Below are 15,114 nucleotides of genomic sequence, written 5' to 3'. Positions count from 1 at the left end.
ATCCCCCTCAGGTACGGCCCAGGGCAAAGCCCTTGGCGATATGATTGCGAACGAAATAGACCACTACGATGCCGGGCAGAATGGTCAGCACGCCCGCCGCGGCCAGCGTGCCCCAGTCGATCCCCGAGGCGGTCGAGGTGCGGGTCATGATCATGCCGATGGGCTGGGCATTAGTGGCTGTCAGGGTTCTCGCCAGCAGCAGTTCGACCCACGAGAACATGAACAGGAAGAACAGCGTCACACCGATCCCCGAGCGGATCATCGGAATGAAGATCTTGACGAAGAAGCGCGGGAAGCTATAGCCATCGATATACGCGGTCTCATCCACCTCCTTGGGTACGCTGCTCATGAAGCCTTCGAGAATCCAGATCGCCAGTGGAATGTTGAACAGGCAGTGCGCCAGGGCGACAGCGACATGGGTGTCGAACAATCCCACCGAATAGTAGAGCTGGAAGTAGGGCAGCAGGAATACCGCCGGCGGCGCCATCAGGTTGGTCAGCAGCCAGAAGAACAGGTGCTTGTCGCCGATGAAGCGAAAGCGACTGAAGGCATAGGCTGCCGGCAGGGCCACCGAGATACTGATCAACATGTTCATCAGCACATAGCCGATGGAGTTGACGTAACCCATGTACCAGGAGGAGTCGGTGAAGATCCTCGTATAGTTGGCCGTGGTGAAGTTCTGCGGCCATAGCGAGAACGAGCCAAGAATTTCGCTATTGGTCTGGAAGGACATGTTCAGCAGCCAGTAGATTGGCAGCAGAATGAACACCAGATAGAGCGCCAGCAGGGTACGTGGCCGAAGGCGTGAGCGCCCGCGCCTGCTTGCTTCGGCGCGCGGAAAAGCGTCGCTGGACTGTCCTGGCTGTGCGCCTGCCTGCTCGACGTGAGTGTCGATTTGCTGGTTCATATCAGACGCCCCCTCGTTCGGCTTTGTCTTTTTGCATATTCATGATCGCGGTATAGAACACCCAGCAAACCAGCAGGATGATCAGGAAGTAGATCAGCGAGAATGCCGCTGATGGCCCCAGGTCCTGCTGGCCGATCGCCATGGTGGTCAACGACTGGCTAAGGAAGGTGGTGGCACTGCCTGGACCACCGCCGGTCAGCACGAAGGGCTCCGCGTAGATCATGAAGGAGTGCATGAAGCGCAGCAGCACGCCGATGACCAGTACGTTGGTCAGCTTGGGCAGTTGGATATAGCGGAATACCGCCCATTTGGATGCGCGATCGATGCGCGCCGCCTGGTAGTAGGCCTCGGGAATCGAGCGCAGCCCGCTGTAGCAGAGCAGCGCAATCAGCGGTGTCCAGTGCCAGACATCCATCAGGATAATGGTCGCCCAGGCATCCACCGGATCGCGGGTGATGTTGTAGCCGTAGCCCAGGCCGCGCAGCCCGGCCCCCATCAGACCGATATCACCGCGGGTGAAGATCTGCCAGATGCTGCCCACCACGTTCCAGGGAATCAGCAACGGCAGGGTGATCAGGATCAGTACCGCCGAGGCCTGCCAGCCGCGCTTGGGCATCAGTAGTGCAATCCCGATGCCCAGCGGCACCTGGATGGCCAGCACGGTGAACGAGAAGGCGAACTGACGCAGCAGCGCCGCCTGAAGGCCGGCGTTATTCAGAGTACGCTCGAACCATTCAGCACCCGTAAAAAAGCGCGTATTGGCGTCGAACACATCCTGTACCGAATAGTTGACCACCGTCATCAACGGAATGATCGCCGAGAACGCCACCAGCACCAGCATCGGCAACACCAGTAGCCAGGCTTTGTTGTTATGAACCTTATTGACCATGCTCGATCTCCACTCGGAATTCGTCGGCGTAGAGCCCCAGCCAGCGCTCGGGGAAGCGCAGGTAGGCCACTGCGTCAGGCAACGGCTGGTCTTCGTCCAGTCGCACCTTGAAGAGCTCATCCCCCAGGTAACAAGACATGATGCGGTAGGTCCCCAGGTCCTGAACGTCCTTGATCTGGACCTCGAGACCACCCTCGCCGGGCTCGGCAGCCACCTCGATGAATTCGGGGCGAATCCCAAGCTTGAGGTTGTCGGTGCGACAGTCCCGCGCACGCTCGACCAGACGCTGGCTCACCGGGATTGCGAGATCGCCGTACATTAGCGAACCTGAGGTGGCGCTGACGGGAATGAAGTTCATGCCGGGGCTACCAATGAAGTAGCCGACGAAGGTATGCGCGGGCACTTCGAACAGCTCGGTAGGCGTACCGAACTGCACCACCTGCCCTTCGTACATCACCGCGATCTTGTCAGCGAAGGTCGAAGCCTCGAGCTGATCGTGGGTGACGTAGATCATGGTGATATTGAACTGCTCATGGATCTCTTTGAGCTTGCGGCGCAGTTTCCACTTGAGCTGTGGGTCGATGACCGTGAGGGGCTCATCGAAGAGGATCGCCGAGACGTCGTCGCGCACCAGGCCGCGTCCCATGGAGACCTTCTGCTTCTCGTCGGCGGTAAGGTTCTTGGCCTTGCGCTTGAGCTGAGCCGTCAGGTCGAGAATATCGGCGATCTCCCTGACCCGCGGCTCCACCTTGCTTTCCGGGGTGCCGATATTGCGCAGCGGAAAGGCCAAGTTGTCGAACACCGTCATGGTGTCGTAGACCACCGGAAACTGGAAAACCTGAGCAATGTTGCGCTCTTCAGGGGGCAGGTCGTTGACGATAAGCCGATCGAAGATGACCTCCCCCTCAGAGGGATGCAGCAGCCCGGAAATGATGTTGAGCAGCGTCGACTTGCCGCAGCCGGACGGCCCCAGCAGCGCATAGGCGCCCCCCTGGTGCCAGGTATGACTCATCTCGCGGATGGCATAGTCCTCGGCAGAGCTGGGGCTCGCCGAGTAACTGTGGGCCAGCGACTTTAGAATGATCTCGGCCATGTCAGCGCCCTCCCCGGTGGCTTGGCACATGCACGATGGCGCCGTGTTGGTCGAAGGCGTACATCTTGTGGGTCGGCAGGTAGATCTTGATGCGCTGATCGGTATCGAAGCGATGCACGCCGGCCAGGTGCAGCACCAGAGAGAAGATGTCGTTGCGCACGTGCAGGAAGGTTTCCGACCCACTGATTTCGGCCAGATCGACGCTCACATCAACCTCCAGGTCGGTCGGCTGGAGCCGCGACAGGCTGATATGTGAGGCGCGCATGCCAAAGTGATAGGTCCCCGGGTCGAGACGCGAAAAGACGTCATCGAGAGGAAAGTAGAGCGAGTCATCGAAGGAGACTTCACTACCTGACACCAGCCCAGGCACCACGTTGATCGGCGGCTCGGAGAACATCTCGGCGGTCAGAATGTCCCGCGGCCGATGGTAGACGTCCTCGGTGCGGCCGTACTGCAACAAGCGTCCTTCGTGCAGTACCGCGGTATGGCCACCCAGCGCCAGCGCCTCGTTGGGTTCGGTGGTGGCATAGACGGCAATGCAGTTCTTGGCCTTGAACAGCTCACGCAGCTCGTCGCGAAATTCTTCGCGTAGCTTGTAGTCGAGGTTGACCAGCGGCTCATCGAACAGAATCAGATCCGCATCCTTGACCAGCGCCCGGCCCATCGCCGTGCGCTGCTGCTGGCCACCGGACAGCTCCAGCGGGAAACGGTCGAGCAGATGCTCGATATGCAGCATCTCGGCGGTCTCATGTACGCGGCGCCGAATCTCCTGCTTGTCGACCCGGGCCAACTGCAGCGGCGAGGCAATGTTGTCGTACACCGTCAGGGTCGGGTAATTGATGAACTGCTGATAGACCATCGATACATTGCGCTTGCGGACCGGTACTCCGGTCACGTCGCGGCCATGCATCATCACCTTGCCGCGGGTGGGCGTCTCGAGCCCCGCCATCAGACGCATCAAGGTCGTCTTGCCGGCCAGGGTACGCCCCAGCAGCACGTTGAAAGATCCTGGCGCCAGCTCAAGGCTGATGTCCTCGATATGGGTACTGGCGCCGACTACATGATCGATATTTTCTAATATCAAAGACATGCCGAACTCATCGTGATTGTTGTGTGGATAACGACGTCGCTTGCGTTCTCGAACCCTAGTGCACTTTCGTTCGAACATACAATCATGAAATTACGAACACACCCCATCCTCCGCCCTCCCGCACCGAGATGGCAAAGCAAGCCATTGTTTTATATAGACTTTTACCGGCATTATACTTTTGACTAAGCCGCTCGCGCCGATCCACAGCGCCATGCAGGGCCATTTCGAAGCCGCTCAGATACTCGACAATACGCTGATATCAAACGATTAATTCGAAAAACGCCGAATCATGAACGAACCTTCAACACCGCCCCTGAACCAATTTTTTATAAATATTTCAGTCACTTGACTGACAATGTCTTGGCCATATGGCGTGAGGCTTGATGTTCGTTAAAAATTCTTCTATGTTCGTTTTCAAACACACATGAGTCGGATCAGTCACCCGGTGACGACCCAGCGATGACAACAATGGAATAGCGCCATGCCCTCACCTTCAGCGACACCGTGTATGGACCTCTTCGTGATTGGCGGAGGGATCAACGGCACAGGCATCGCCAACGATGCCGCTGGCCGTGGCCTTTCGGTCGGACTCTGCGAGCAAGCCGACCTAGCCAGTGCCACGTCGTCTGCCAGCAGCAAGCTGATTCATGGTGGGTTGCGCTACCTGGAGCACCGAGAATTTCGCCTGGTACGCGAAGCGCTCAAGGAGCGCGAGGTGCTACTGCGAAAAGCGCCGCATATTGTCTGGCCACTGCGTTTCATCCTGCCTCACCAACCGCACCTGCGGCCGGCCTGGATGATCCGCGCCGGCCTGTTCCTCTACGATCACCTTGGCAAGCGTGACAGCCTTCCCGGCTCGCGACGGGTGCGCTTCGATGCCGACAGCCCGCTGCACCCGGACATCGTGCAGGGCTTCGAGTACTCGGATTGCTGGGTCGACGATGCGCGACTGGTCGTGCTCAATGCACTGCAAGCACAGCACAATGGCGCCGAGATCATGGTGCGCACACGCTGCGTCGACGCCCAAGAAGCACAAGGGCGCTGGGTCATCACCTTGGAAAACACCTTGACCGGGGAGCAGTCGGTTCGTCACGCCAAGGTGCTGGTCAATGCCTCCGGCCCTTGGGTCGAGAGCTTCATACGGAAGAGTGCGCATCGTCAGTCGCGCTACGGCATTCGCATGATCCAGGGCAGCCACCTGGTAGTGCCGCGCCTCAACCACGATGATCGCGCCTATATCCTGCAGAACAAAGACGGTCGCATCGTCTTCGTGCTGCCCTATCATCAGGACTTCAGCTTGATCGGCACCACTGACCGGCGCTATGACGGTGACCCGTCAAAGGTCTCGGTCAGCGATGAGGAAACCGACTATATCCTCGATGTGGTCAACTACCACTTCAAACAGCAGCTCAGCCGCGATGACGTGCTCAGCAGCTTCTCCGGCGTGCGTCCGCTCTGCGATGACGAGTCCACCGACCCATCGGCGATGACGCGTGATTACACCCTCGATCTGGATAGCCATGGCGCGCCGATGCTGTCGATCTTCGGTGGCAAGATCACCACCTATCGCAAGCTGGCCGAGGCAGCCCTGCGCGAAATCGCCGAGCTATTGCCACACATGGGCGGTAGTTGGACGGCCGAGGCACTGCTCCCCGGGGGCGACATCCGCTCGCAAAGTGAGTTCAGCGCGCAGTTGATTCGGGACTATCCGTTCCTGGGCGAGGCCCGGGCGCGCCGCTTTGCCTCGAGCTATGGCAGCTTGTGCCTGGGCTTCCTGAGCGACTGCAAGCGGGAGGAGGATCTGGGTGAGGAGTATGGCGCCGGACTCAGCCAGCGCGAAGTGGATTACCTGATGCGCCATGAATGGGCGCACTGTGTGGACGACATTCTGTGGCGGCGGACCAAGCTGGGCTTGCTGATTGACGCCGAGCAGCGACGCCGTCTCGAGGCCTATCTTGCCTCCCGGCTGATGGTGAACTCGGCCTGAGACGCCTTCAGTCGTCTTTCCGAGCAGGCCTGGGCTGTAGCAGCGGCGAGCGCTGACGCGCCTCCGCCTCTTCGTTTTTGACGAAGTGCAGGTGCGCCTGGGGGTTGATCTTCTGCCCCAGTTCATCGGCCCCTTCCGCCAGCGTATCGTGATAGCGCTCCCAATCCTCCCAGTCATGGGGCGTGCCGCTGCGCGGACGATGCTGGCCGGCCTCGCGGGCCCGCGACCATGCCAGCTCCTCCAGGGTGTTCGGCTTGTCATCGTCCTTGTCGAGTATCACGCCCTTCTTGGCAAGGTATTGACGTGCATCCATGAGGCTTCCCCTGCTTACGTCGAAATGGTCAGCAGCTTCTCAGCTGCGTTGCCGGTCTCCCTTCGAGTCGCGCGCCCCGGACCGGGTTCCGCCAAAGCGTTGGCAAGGCGTGTTAACCGTCCGCGCGCAGCCGGTGGTCGGACTCGACTATGCTGATAGCGCGAAATACGCTTATCTGTACGGCACTGCGCACCGGCATAAGGAGATCGCTAATGCCCAACAAGGCTCCCACTACCGTTCGTGAGATCATGTCGCGCGACTGCTATCGGGTCACGGCCACCACCTCGGTGAACACTCTTGTCGAAGGATTGGCCCTGCACCGCCTGCCCGGGGTACCGGTAGTCGATCAGCGCGACCACCTGATCGGCTTCATCTCCGAGCAGGACGTGCTCGGCAAGGTGCTGGAAAGCGCCTATCTCGACGACGAGCCGCCGCTGGTCAAGGAATTGATGCGCCACGAAGTGCTGTCGGTCACGCCCAACAAGAGCATCACCGACCTCGCCCAGGAGATGCTTGGCACCAAGCCGAAGGTGTTCCCGGTGGTCGAACAAGAGCGCCTGGTGGGCATCGTGACCCGTCGTGACGTCTTGATGGCCATTCTGCGCATGCGCGGCAAGCACTGACACGCCGCCGCCAACGCCAGGCAGCGTCTGCATTGGCTTGGGGCAAATCACACGCAAAGAAAAGCCGCCACGCGCTAACGTGGCGGCAAGATCGAAAGTAAGCATAAGCACGAGATTCGCGACTGCTATCGACGAAATGTGCTCATGCCCCTTGTGACACGCCTGGACCGAAATGATTCACCCCGGCGTAAAAATTTCCGCCTACCGCCGCTCCGGCTTGCATGGCTAAGCGCTTGGATTTACTATCCAAAGCGCCTTGCGGGTGTAGCTCAATGGTAGAGCAGAAGCTTCCCAAGCTTAAGACGAGGGTTCGATTCCCTTCACCCGCTCCAGTAGCCACCCAAGCCATTGATACCCATGATTTTACCCACCATTCATGGGGTTAGGTGCTACAGAAATGGCTACACAAGTGGCTACACCTGCTCCCCGCTCCAATGATATCCTCGCCCTATCGACCGCCGAACGATTAGGGTAATCACCATGGCCAGAGGCAAGCCCGCCGACACTCGCAGCCTTCGCCAGCGCGGCAACGTCTGGTTCATCCAGAAGCGCCTATCGCCAGTTCTCGCCAAGCACCTCGGTAAGAAGATCCTTCAACAGAGCACCCGGACGGGCGACCTCGATGAAGCCTGTCGGATCAGGGACCGAGTGCTGGTCGAACTGTCCGATATCGAATCCCAGCTCAAGGGAGAGGCCAGCCAGCACCAGCAGCGGCGGATGTTCCTAGAGGCAAGGGACCACCTGAGAGAAACGTCAGCTTCACTTGTTAGCTACGACCCACGCGACCCAGTGACGCTGTCCGACGTCATAGACCCCGAGAAGCTGCCAGAGATCGAGCTAGACGCCTTCCAGAGCATACAGCGGGGGCACATACCGAACCGCTACCGGTTGAGCCTCAGAGGCGCTCTAGAGGACTGGACAGAGTCACCCTTGATCGAGCGGAAGCCTTCCACTGTCTCGAAGAACACCCTGGCCGTGGGCCTATTGCTTGGCCACCTAGGGGAGGAAGACTGCTCACTAGCTGACATCACGCGGTCCAAGGTGAAAGATTTCGTCACCTCCCAGCTTGGCACCGGGAAGACGCGCCAGACAATATCCAATTATCTGTCGGGACTGTCGGCTATCTGGAACCACGCCGAATACTCTATGGAGGAAGAGCTTCCCTCCGGTAACCCGTTCAAGGGCCATAACCTCAAGCCCAAGGCCACTGTCCGGCACTATGATCAGTTCACACGAGCCGATGTTGAAGCGATATTCTCCGCCACCGAGGACAACCGGGGGATCTACTACGTTCTGCCACGCCTGGGCTTCTACACAGGAGCGAGGATCGATGAACTCTGTTCCCTGAAGGTTACGGACATCGTTCAGCGCCAAGGTATCTGGTGTCTGGCAATCCGTGAGGGAAAGAACAGCAACGCTACCCGAGAAGTCCCCTTACATCCTGAGATCAAGCAAGGGGTTCTCGATCAACTCAGGGACGGCAAGGCTTCCGGTAGAAAATATCTATTCGCTGAGGCTGAGGCCACTAAGCGCCGCGATGGCAAGAAGAGCCCGAAGTTCTCCCAGTGGTTTAGCCGTTTGATCAACAAGATCCTCTCCAAGGGTGACCGGAATATATGCTTCCACTCCTTCAGGACCACAGCCATTACGATCATGGGTGATGCTGGTCAAAGAGAGGAAATCATCGTCTGGGTGACTGGCCATGAGCGAGGGCTCACTACCGCCAATAGGGTCTACAACCGGGGGCCGACCTTCAAAACACGCCTTGAAGCAGTGGAGACGATACAGCTGGAGGCCTTGCATTGATAAAGCACCGGCTTGCGTATCCGAGTTTGGCTAAGCTACCTTGGGGCTGGCATGGCAATAACCTAGCAGGGATATACGGGATGAAGAAAAAACAGATCGGTCAGACTGATTTAAGCTCAGTGATAGGCATGGCCCTTATGCTTATAAGCGTTGCGGCATGGCTGACACACGTAATCACTTCATTGTCTGAAGGGTGGTGGGGATTCCTAATAGCGGGTGCGCTATTCTTCCCGATTGGCATTATTCACGGCATAGGCTTGTGGCTTGGCTTTTTTTAGCGCCTCTTTATAGCACACAACTTTTAGTCAAGGTTTATCGGACATGACACATATGCCAAAAGCAATCTGCCTCGCCCTCACTACCTTTTTTATTTCGCAAAGCGCAACTGCAGAACTGATGTCGGTAAAGGATGTTAAAGATTTCTTCTCGCAAGGAGATCAAGGAAGAACGATTGGTGTTAGTTACTCCCAAGGGGTGTTCGACGGACTAATATCGATGGAGGGCGCGAGACGGCATGAGGGTAAGGACGGAGAAGAATTCTGCGGACTATTCGATGCGTATGAACGAGGAGAACCGGTTAGACACCCAGCATATAGAACGGAAGAATTAATAGATGCATGGGAGCAACATGGCAGAGATATGGAGGCAGCATTTGGAGATTTAGCCTTAAGCTATTTATCAGGACAATACGGCTGCTGACAGACTCGAGCGAATATAATCATCTTGAGTAAGCCACCAAAGCTACCCACCCAACTTCTCCTAGAAAGGAAAATGTAATGATAGAAAAGCAGCCCAACTCGCAAGGCCTGGGCCTCTCTGACAGAGTTTCAATGAGGCGGGCTTTGTCAGTCGTTCAATTTTTCAGAGAGCTAGACTCTGACCTGCCCCTTCAGACTGCCTCTCTTTTTGTCCACATCGCCGCCAGCCCTGGGATTTCAATTAAACAACTGATTGAGCAAACAGGCAGCCGCCAATCGACAGTTTCCAGGACGATTGCCGTTCTCTCTCAGTGGCAGGAAGTAGATAAACCCGGCTTTGGCTTAGTCTGGACCAAAGAAGATCCGCGCGAACGACGCCGGAAGCTGGTGTTCCTCACCGACAAAGGAGAAGAGTTCGCCGCTGAGCTAGCTGACATAATTCGATGAGCTTCAGACTCGAAGCGTGTCAGTACCGACCATGCTGCCGAAGACTTCCTAGACAACCAACTGGACTACATGGAGACGCTCCTTGGTTAAGCCAAGCAGTTGAAGGATTTGTGCAATGCGGCCCCCTTACAGAATCACCGCGCCACGCACCCAGACGGAGCCTCGCTCCGCTCGTTCCTCGACAACTGTGAACGGCAGTGAACTGCCTGAGAGAGCTACGCAATGAGCAATCTGATGAAGACCCAATCCACCGAGCCCACCATGTCCAGCCGCGAGATCGCTGAGGTGGTGGAGTCCCGCCACGACAAGGTGAAGCAGTCAATGGCCCGTCTGTCAGGCAAAGGACTCATCACTTTTACCCCAATGGGGGAGAAGTCCTCCGGCGGACGTCCTGGCGTCGTCTACCACGTTGGCAAGCGGGACAGCTATGTGATCGTCGCCCAGCTATCCCCCGAGTTCACCGCTCGACTGGTGGACCGCTGGCAGGAGCTGGAAGAGCAGGTCGCTCAGCCGAAGCTGCCGCAGACATTCGCCGAAGCCCTCCGACTCGCCGCCGACACCCAGGAGCAACTCGAAGAGGAACACGAACAGAGAAAGCTGGCCGATGCTCGTCGGGATTCCCTCCAGCGGGCAGTGGGTCAGCACACCTGAGGCCAGAGAGACTGCCTGACGGCTGCTACCACACGGATCAGGGCCATCCTACCGCTACGCCTTTGAAACCTCTCAGAGAGCCTCACAGCCCCACACGGATTGCGGCCCACTACAGGAGAAGGTGGCATCACTGGCTTGGATCATCGGGCGCGCAGTCTATGCCAATCCCTCCGCACCACATCACACACCGCCCCCTTATCAGTAGAGCCACCTCCTAGCTAAGCGCGGGACTGGGCCATTCGTACGCCCGATCAGGTATTCCCGTGCCTATGGGCTTGTGGTGGGCTTGCTGGTGGGTGGTTCTACTCATGAGGTAAGTACGATATGACGTCTACCATCAAAGCCAGCAACGTCAGCGCGATCACTCACGCCAAGCGAAGAAGGACCGTCAGAACGGACGACAAGTTAAGCCCAAAGATTTGCAAAACCCATCGTCTTATCGGAGGCGTAGCGATTCTCGAGGAGAACGTTGTTCTCGACGTTGACATGGCCACCGGCGAGGTTATCGATGAACGGCCAATGCCCAATGAGATGCGCTTGCCTTCCAGTAAAACTCAGTCCCTAGACCAATGTAGAGACAAACAAGAAGTCCTAGAGTGGTCTGGCGAGGACACTCGGGAGAACGTCGATCAGGGCAAGGCTTCCGAAAAGCTGCGGTGGGCTGATGCAGCCGTGAGAGCAGTCATGGATTCTTATCTCACGAAGGATAAAGCCCAGAAGTTCACCGCCCTGTGTGACCTGATTGTGACACGCAACGTGATCCTCGAAGACCACACCAGTGATATCGCTGAGCATCTCGGGATCAAGCTAAACCACGTCTCGGGATACCTCAAGGCGTTCGAGGCAGATGGCTTTATCCGATTCTACAAGAAGAATGTCTTTGGACGAGGTCGGCACATAATCTTGGTCAATCCAACGATCTGCTGGCGTGGCTTTTTCCATGCTGGCGGGGACGATTATGATGAAGATGGATACACTCCTTACAGTGCATCAGGCTTCTTCAGCCGAATTCACAAGAAAGCTGTAGAGGCCTGGACGATGTCCGTTGTGTCTTCATCACACAGTTTCTGGTATGAAATCCCCACCGAAGCCCATAGCTCGGGCTCTAGCAATTCAGGTTTATAAGTATATCTCAAGATGTCTTCTGGATTGGTCAATCGGGTCAAGCCTTGGGAAGTAGTGAAAGACGCGGCATGAGGACAACGGAAAGGATTAACTTTAAGATAAACCTTGCGACTGTCTGAAGCTCACGGACTGCCTCATCAGGAGAGAATGCTTCAAAAAGTGGTAAAAACCACGAACCATGGCCATCGATTGACGAGTCTTCAGGTTGACTGTCAGACGAGCTTGGAAGGTCTTTGGTCGGACTGACACATGCTCCTGAAGAGTATCCAATAACTCGCTTCGCTCGGGGCTGACATCATTACTTCCTTGGCTCCGCCGTAAACGCTACCGAAGACATCAAGTCAGTCTCATCTACTAACCTCCCGTTCATCTGCCAGCACTCCCAACGAAGTCGATAGATCTGCTTCAGGCTATCGAGAAGGCTCATCCCTTGAGCCATAATCATCATCTATCAAACCCAGCACATTCTCGAAGGCAGTCGGTCAGGCTGGCGGTTCGTCCGTCTGCTGGTGCCGCCTGTCTGAAGGGAACCGACTGTCTCCGACAATGAGGACGAATCACCATGTCTACACCTGATGCTCTCGCTCATGCCTTCAAGATGGCGGGCGATGATTCCGACGATACAACACTAGATACTGCCTCCCCTACCGTCAGAATCTGGACGGATGGAGCATGTAGCAACAATGGTCAGAGTAACCCCCAAGGAGGCTGGGGAGCTGTTCTGCTGAGCCCATCGACAGGCCGACGCCTGAAGATTGCCGGAAGGCTAAGGGGCCACCCTATCACCAACAATCGAGCCGAACTGACAGCCGTCATCGAAGCACTGTCCGCACTGAAGGGGGGCTGCCTCTGTGGATCTCACGACGGACAGCGAATATGTGATGAATGGTGCCACTAAGTGGCGGCACGGCTGGAAGCGTAAGGGATGGAAAAGCTCCAGTGGGAAGGCAGTCAAAAACGCCGACCTATGGCGCCAGCTCGATGACCTCCTCCGGGCTCACTCTGTCCGCTTCCATTGGGTCAGAGGCCACAGCGGTCACCCTGAGAACGAACTCGCAGACTCCCTTGCAGTGACTGGCGCTGAAGGTGAGGAAGTAAGGGAATACGACCATATCGATGCAGGGAAGGAGTCCTATCATGTGTGAGCCTGTGGCTATAGCAACAACCGCTCTGAGCGTCGGAAGTCAAATGTATGGGCAGCACCAGCAATACAAAGTGGCTTCCGCCCAGGCTGACGCCCAGAATCAGATGTATGCCCAGAATCGTCAGCAAACCTATGAGGCGCTAGGCGATCAGTATGCTGATGTTGGTATCCGGCAGAGCCAGGAACAACAAACATCTCGAGATAGCCAAGAAGAGGTCACTCACCAAGCCCGCGCCGCTATGGCAACGGCTCGTGTGTCTGCTGGGGAAGCCGGTGTGTCCGGCAGCTCCGTAAGGATGGGGCTCCGCGATATAGGTGCTTCCGCTGCTCGGGATCGTGCCACCCTAGACCGCAACAAGGACTGGACTATTGGTCAGCTGCAACGTCAGAAGACTGGCCTTCAGTCCTCAGCTTCCAACCGGATCAGCTCATTGCCTCGCGGACAGAGTCCCTCCACCAGCGCTGCTCTGGTCGGTATGGCAGGGACTGCCGCTCAGGGCTATGCGAATCATCAGTCCATGCAGCCGAAGAACAATCCGTATAGCCTCACAGGCAGGGCCAGCGCTGGCCGCTACAGTGGGGGATACTTCAGAAACGGCTGAGCACATGCCTCCCCCGCTCGCTGATTGCACTCCTGCTGACTGGGGTTTTAGGGTGGTCGAAACATTTCAATAGGAGTTCATAAAGTGAGATTGCTTTTCATATCCGCCCTGCTCCTCTTCCTGGCTGCTTGCGCATCCCCAGCCCATCACAAGCAAGCGACAATGCATAACCCCGACACAGGGGAAACACAGCGATGTGAGATTGATCCGTGGGCTTCTTGGCAATGGAACTACAAAAGCGAGCTAGAGCAGTGTGTCAATAGCTACGAGGCCATTGGTTTTGAGCGAGTCGACCACCCTTAATGGATTCTGTTCGAGGCTCATAAAGTGGGCTGAACTGGTGGGACTCCTGCGGCTTTTTTACTGCAGAAATCTGAGCCGGTATTGATGGGTATATAGCCGTGCTCTTTTCCCCGTAGCCCCTGCCCAACGGGAGGATTCTCAGTATCGGAAAGCCGAAAGAAAGCCCAGCCCCTAGACTGTCGATGATGTCCAAGGGCTGGGCCTATCGGTCTTGCTCTATAGCACTCAGCACACGGGGTCCAGCTTATCCCCTCTCCTCAGCCTGTCGGCGCAGAAGCCCGTGTGGTTCCATGCTAACTGACCGACCCACGGCACACGGACGAAGACATCGCCATATACCAGCCGGATGATGATGCTGCCTAGACCTAACTCGATTCCACAACGCTCTAGCTTCAGCCACATGGGTACGCCTCCTTATCGGTCTGATGTAAACCCTTAGTGCCCTCGGTGAGCACCATCAGTGGCCACGCTACTAGCACCACCATGCCAATGTAAATACATGATTATAAAGGATTATATCCTCTTATAGAACTGACAAAGCAAGGGATTACACGGACTGCATCTACCGTCCGGCTCGCATCGTCTCCCTACTCATCAGAGGATGGCTCAGGCCAATCAGAAATTGATAGCGACTGCCGGGCGGCCAAGGCTCCAGATGACTCCTGACGGTGGGTCAAAAGGTGTACCCTGTGAGCCATCATGAAAGGACAGCCGCTGATATGGCTCAAAGCTGTTGACTTTCAATGAGCCACCCTACAGATTGTGAGCCATGCATGATGAGCCACCATCAGGGAGTTAGTCAGCCATGTCCGCCACCATCGCCTATGTCCGAGTCAGCACCGACGACCAGACCACCAGCGCCCAGCGTCACGCCATCGAGAACCGGTTCAAAGTAGACCGCTGGTTCAACGACGAGGCTACCTCTGGAGCCATCAAGGCGAAGGAACGGGCCGGATTCGGCCAGCTCCTGAGCTACGTCAGGGAAGCCGATACCGTCGTGGTCTACGCCATCGACCGGATGGGGCGGAACACCATCGACGTGCTAGATATGGTTGAAACTCTCCAACGGAAAGGCGTAGCCGTGGTCTCAATCCGTGAAGGTTTCGACCTCTCCACTCCCATGGGTAAGGCCATGCTGACCATGCTCGCCGCCATGGCTGAGCTGGAGCGCTCCAACATCAAAGAGAGGCAACTGGCAGGGCTAGAGCGGGCCAAGGCGGAAGGCAAGAACCTTGGCCGGGAGAAGGTCATTGATGACGAGGCAGTGGCCCAGTGGCGTCAGGACAACAGTGCCAGCATCAAGGCCACTGCAGACCGCTTCGGCATCTCTCCTGCCTCGGTGAAGCGAGCCTGTCGGTCAGCCAAGGAAATCGCAATCTAATCGTAATCAATGACTATTAAATGGGCGCCTAATAAATAGCCTAAACTTATAGACT

13 protein-coding genes, 1 tRNA gene and 2 pseudogenes are annotated in these 15,114 nt (G+C 56.9%); 11 read left to right on the top strand and 5 right to left on the bottom strand.

Features of this window, described 5'->3' with window-relative positions:
- Nucleotides 1–7: 7 nt before the first annotated feature.
- From BWR19_06320 to BWR19_06305, 4 genes are read right to left on the bottom strand one after another with little or no spacing between them, the layout of a single operon-like run.
- Nucleotides 8–907 (bottom strand): sugar ABC transporter permease, encoded by a 900-nt coding sequence (locus BWR19_06320; protein ID APX92586.1) that lies wholly within the window; start codon nucleotides 905–907, stop codon nucleotides 8–10.
- A gap of 1 nt (nucleotide 908) precedes the next feature.
- Nucleotides 909–1,796 carry an ABC transporter permease gene (locus BWR19_06315; protein ID APX92585.1) on the bottom strand — a complete coding sequence of 296 codons (888 nt, stop codon included), beginning with the start codon at nucleotides 1,794–1,796 and terminating at the stop codon, nucleotides 909–911.
- The gene (locus tag BWR19_06310; protein ID APX92584.1) at nucleotides 1,786–2,889 is read right to left on the bottom strand and encodes an ABC transporter ATP-binding protein; all 1,104 of its coding nucleotides are present in this window, start codon (nucleotides 2,887–2,889) and stop codon (nucleotides 1,786–1,788) included. The genes BWR19_06315 and BWR19_06310 overlap by 11 nt, the downstream gene beginning before the upstream one ends.
- 1 nt (nucleotide 2,890) lies before the next feature.
- On the bottom strand, nucleotides 2,891–3,979 hold the full coding sequence (locus tag BWR19_06305) for an ABC transporter ATP-binding protein (protein APX92583.1): 1,089 nt from the start codon (nucleotides 3,977–3,979) through the stop codon (nucleotides 2,891–2,893).
- A gap of 481 nt (nucleotides 3,980–4,460) precedes the next feature.
- Here BWR19_06305 and BWR19_06300 point away from each other — a divergent pair, with 481 nt between their 5' ends.
- Nucleotides 4,461–5,966, top strand: a complete 1,506-nt coding sequence (locus tag BWR19_06300) for a glycerol-3-phosphate dehydrogenase (protein ID APX92582.1) — start codon at nucleotides 4,461–4,463, stop codon at nucleotides 5,964–5,966.
- 91 nt (nucleotides 5,967–6,057) lie between these two features.
- Here BWR19_06300 and BWR19_06295 read toward each other — a convergent pair.
- A pseudogene (locus tag BWR19_06295) lies at nucleotides 6,058–6,279 on the bottom strand (hypothetical protein).
- A 212-nt stretch (nucleotides 6,280–6,491) separates the two neighbouring features.
- Here BWR19_06295 and BWR19_06290 point away from each other — a divergent pair.
- The 10 genes and pseudogenes from BWR19_06290 (at nucleotide 6,492) to BWR19_06245 (ending at nucleotide 15,059) form a co-directional block, all read left to right on the top strand.
- On the top strand, nucleotides 6,492–6,902 hold the full coding sequence (locus tag BWR19_06290; protein ID APX92581.1) for a histidine kinase: 411 nt from the start codon (nucleotides 6,492–6,494) through the stop codon (nucleotides 6,900–6,902).
- Between the two features lie 258 nt (nucleotides 6,903–7,160).
- Nucleotides 7,161–7,234, top strand: a tRNA-Gly gene (locus tag BWR19_06285).
- A gap of 148 nt (nucleotides 7,235–7,382) precedes the next feature.
- On the top strand, nucleotides 7,383–8,708 hold the full coding sequence (locus BWR19_06280; protein APX92580.1) for a hypothetical protein: 1,326 nt from the start codon (nucleotides 7,383–7,385) through the stop codon (nucleotides 8,706–8,708).
- A gap of 80 nt (nucleotides 8,709–8,788) precedes the next feature.
- Nucleotides 8,789–8,986 (top strand): hypothetical protein, encoded by a 198-nt coding sequence (locus tag BWR19_06275; protein APX92579.1) that lies wholly within the window; start codon nucleotides 8,789–8,791, stop codon nucleotides 8,984–8,986.
- 552 nt (nucleotides 8,987–9,538) lie between these two features.
- Complete coding sequence (locus BWR19_06270) at nucleotides 9,539–9,853, top strand: hypothetical protein (GenBank protein APX94919.1); 315 nt, start codon at nucleotides 9,539–9,541, stop codon at nucleotides 9,851–9,853.
- Nucleotides 9,854–10,087: 234 nt separating this feature from the next.
- The gene (locus tag BWR19_06265; GenBank protein APX92578.1) at nucleotides 10,088–10,504 is read left to right on the top strand and encodes a hypothetical protein; all 417 of its coding nucleotides are present in this window, start codon (nucleotides 10,088–10,090) and stop codon (nucleotides 10,502–10,504) included.
- A 324-nt stretch (nucleotides 10,505–10,828) separates the two neighbouring features.
- A complete protein-coding gene (locus BWR19_06260) occupies nucleotides 10,829–11,629 on the top strand; it encodes a hypothetical protein (protein APX92577.1) in 801 nt (266 codons plus the stop codon).
- Nucleotides 11,630–12,227: 598 nt separating this feature from the next.
- Nucleotides 12,228–12,774, top strand: a pseudogene (locus BWR19_06255) (ribonuclease HI).
- On the top strand, nucleotides 12,767–13,375 hold the full coding sequence (locus tag BWR19_06250) for a hypothetical protein (protein ID APX92576.1): 609 nt from the start codon (nucleotides 12,767–12,769) through the stop codon (nucleotides 13,373–13,375). Before BWR19_06255 ends, BWR19_06250 begins: the two are co-directional and overlap by 8 nt.
- Nucleotides 13,376–14,483: 1,108 nt before the next feature.
- Nucleotides 14,484–15,059, top strand: coding sequence for a resolvase (locus BWR19_06245; protein APX92575.1), 576 nt, complete (start codon nucleotides 14,484–14,486; stop codon nucleotides 15,057–15,059).
- Nucleotides 15,060–15,114: the final 55 nt, after the last annotated feature.

Source organism: Halomonas sp. 1513 (assembly GCA_001971685.1).
Lineage (GTDB): Bacteria > Pseudomonadota > Gammaproteobacteria > Pseudomonadales > Halomonadaceae > Franzmannia.
This window is presented reverse-complemented; position numbering and strand designations above follow the sequence as displayed.

Excerpts from the sequence above, each read along its gene's own strand:
- BWR19_06320 (APX92586.1), bottom strand. The coding sequence starts at position 907 with ATGAACCAGCAAATCGACACTCACGTCGAGCAGGCAGGCGCACAGCCA.
- BWR19_06315 (APX92585.1), bottom strand. The coding sequence starts at position 1,796 with ATGGTCAATAAGGTTCATAACAACAAAGCCTGGCTACTGGTGTTGCCG.
- BWR19_06310 (APX92584.1), bottom strand. The coding sequence starts at position 2,889 with ATGGCCGAGATCATTCTAAAGTCGCTGGCCCACAGTTACTCGGCGAGC.
- BWR19_06305 (APX92583.1), bottom strand. The coding sequence starts at position 3,979 with ATGTCTTTGATATTAGAAAATATCGATCATGTAGTCGGCGCCAGTACC.
- BWR19_06300 (APX92582.1), top strand. The coding sequence starts at position 4,461 with ATGCCCTCACCTTCAGCGACACCGTGTATGGACCTCTTCGTGATTGGC.
- BWR19_06290 (APX92581.1), top strand. The coding sequence starts at position 6,492 with ATGCCCAACAAGGCTCCCACTACCGTTCGTGAGATCATGTCGCGCGAC.
- BWR19_06280 (APX92580.1), top strand. The coding sequence starts at position 7,383 with ATGGCCAGAGGCAAGCCCGCCGACACTCGCAGCCTTCGCCAGCGCGGC.
- BWR19_06275 (APX92579.1), top strand. The coding sequence starts at position 8,789 with ATGAAGAAAAAACAGATCGGTCAGACTGATTTAAGCTCAGTGATAGGC.
- BWR19_06270 (APX94919.1), top strand. The coding sequence starts at position 9,539 with ATGAGGCGGGCTTTGTCAGTCGTTCAATTTTTCAGAGAGCTAGACTCT.
- BWR19_06265 (APX92578.1), top strand. The coding sequence starts at position 10,088 with ATGAAGACCCAATCCACCGAGCCCACCATGTCCAGCCGCGAGATCGCT.
- BWR19_06260 (APX92577.1), top strand. The coding sequence starts at position 10,829 with ATGACGTCTACCATCAAAGCCAGCAACGTCAGCGCGATCACTCACGCC.
- BWR19_06250 (APX92576.1), top strand. The coding sequence starts at position 12,767 with ATGTGTGAGCCTGTGGCTATAGCAACAACCGCTCTGAGCGTCGGAAGT.
- BWR19_06245 (APX92575.1), top strand. The coding sequence starts at position 14,484 with ATGTCCGCCACCATCGCCTATGTCCGAGTCAGCACCGACGACCAGACC.